We start from the raw sequence: 2,195 nt of genomic DNA on the forward strand, positions 1-2,195 counted from the left end.
CTGTGATAGTGAAAAAATGGATCGATCGTAACCACAAGCAGCGAGATAATAAGAAGCAATAAGACCGCAGTACCTGCAAATGTTCCCAGTATCTTTTTGGAAGCTTTACCTGAATTCTTGTGATCAGCTTCTTTTCCTGAAATATTTACAACTTCACTACCTGTCTTTTTAATATCTTCTCTGCCTGACATATTCATAGCTTCGCCATCTTCACTACCAATATTATTATCAGTATCGTATCCAGACTCAATATTATCTTTTCTTATATTATTATGGTCTCCTGTTTGCATATGCATATTATCTCAAAATATCCAGTCTTACTGTTTATTTCTGTACTGCCAGATACAATATATCGCTCTGAGTCCGTCTTTGAAGCCTATCTTCTTGCCTTCTTCATTGGTTCTTGGATCATAAGAAATTGCAACTTCAGCAATCCTGATTCCTCTATTGGAAAGCTTTTCTGTTATTTCAGGTTCAAATCCAAATCTCTTTTCCTCAATATTGATGCTCTGAATTATCTCACGTTTAAAGCACTTATAGCAGGTCTCCATATCAGTAAGCTTTTGATGTGTGAAAATATTTGAAAGCATGGTCAGAAACTTATTGGCCATCTGGTTAGCTCTGTAGCCCTTGGATACTCCAGCAAGGAATCTTGAACCATAGCATACCTGCGCATCGCCGTTAAGAATTGGCTGAAGAACCTTGGGATATTCCTGCGGATCATACTCCTGGTCTGCATCCTGAATGATCACATAATCACCTGTTGCATGTGCAAAGCCTGTTTTTAAAGCTCCGCCCTTACCTTGATTTACATCATGATAGATCACCTTACTAACAAGGGGTTTAACATCCTTTTCAAGGATATCTCTGGTACCATCTGTACTCATGTCATCAACTATGATGATCTCTATATTTTCAACGGGTGCCTTACGTACCCTTTCAACAATCTTAATAATGTTCTCTTTCTCGTTATAGCACGGAATTACAACTGAAAGAACGTAATTTTGGGGCATATCTATAGTCCTCCTGTAAAAAAGTTTTATAGTAAATATCATATTTATTACTTATTAGTCCTTGATCTGCTCATTGATTCTGTGGATCTCAGGTGCTTCATATTTATCCATAAAGTCATCACCAAGGAATATCTTCTCATCAACGAACTTTATCGAATCGACAACTGTGTAGACAGATACCAGCTTGTTAAATCTAAGGCCCTCTATGAAGTTGAGCATCTCCATAGGGAAGTTACCCGACAAGATGATGATATCCTTAAATATCTCATTATAATCAAGATAATCTCTTGGATGCTGCTTGATCATAACGATAGCATCCTGGCCGTCAACTTTGCTGTATTCATTAACAAGATCTGTGAAAATCTGCTTTCTTACAGGCAGTTCGCAAAGTGGCTCTGAAAGTATAAGTACCCTTGGCCTGTCTTTACCTTCATCAAGCTGCTTTTTAAGTTCATCCATATTTTCAATAAAGAGTTTTAACATCAGCTCTTTATCAGCCTTTTGAAGTTCATCCGTAAGGCTTTGTCTCGAAAGCTCTATATACTTTTTACATGGATAATCCAAAATTGATATATCATTAACTTCCATATCAAGGCAGTACTTACCATATCCGTTCTGGATGAAGATAAGACCCAAAGAGCTCATAAAAGCCTTGAATTTGAAGTGTCCGTTATTGTCATATCTTGCAGTATCGCCGTATTTGATACAGTTAAGGCCGTCTTCAAGCGCATGATAATATATATGCTTATAATTGAGATAATATCCAATAGGGTCCGAGTCGCAAAATACGTAGATATCCTTGTATTTCTTGAAATCAACCGGAATGAATTTTTCCTGAAGCTGACCAAATCTCTTGCAGAACTTAATCCTGTTGATCATGTTCTTAACAAGACTTCCTGTATTAGTCCTTAAGGGCTTTAACTCTGGGAAAAAAGTATCTTCTTTTTCATCATACTCTATTACTTCCTCAAAAAGTCCGCATTCCCTGGCCCTTTGAACCATAGAGCCAAACTTGTTGGACATCTTTGAAAGTACTAAAGTAGCGCGGCCTGCTGCGCCGCTTCCATAAGACGCGGTTGATCCCTCAAGGCCTGTTTTATGTAAAATATGAAATTCCTTAAGACATGCCACATATACATGATAAAAGGTGTGGCATACATATATTCTTTCGTGCATCTTAAT

General features: G+C 37.5%; 3 protein-coding genes. All 3 read right to left on the minus strand.

All coding sequences use genetic code 11. The annotated features are described in order from the left end of the window. Positions 1-290: hypothetical protein (locus tag K6G87_RS03000; RefSeq protein WP_296833694.1), on the minus strand; the 290-nt coding region annotated here is incomplete at its 3' end. Positions 291-317: 27 nt separating this feature from the next. Next, positions 318-1,013: a glycosyltransferase family 2 protein gene (locus tag K6G87_RS03005; RefSeq protein WP_296833697.1), complete on the minus strand. Its 696-nt coding sequence runs from the start codon at positions 1,011-1,013 to the stop codon at positions 318-320. 54 nt (positions 1,014-1,067) lie between these two features. Beyond that, on the minus strand, positions 1,068-2,195 hold a 1,128-nt coding region (locus K6G87_RS03010), incomplete at its 5' end, for a lipooligosaccharide sialyltransferase (RefSeq protein WP_296833699.1).

The organism is Butyrivibrio sp. (genome assembly GCF_024699075.1).

Bases quoted from the DNA above. Each gene is read 5' to 3' on its own strand.
- K6G87_RS03005 (WP_296833697.1), bottom strand. From the start codon at position 1,013: ATGCCCCAAAATTACGTTCTTTCAGTTGTAATTCCGTGCTATAACGAG.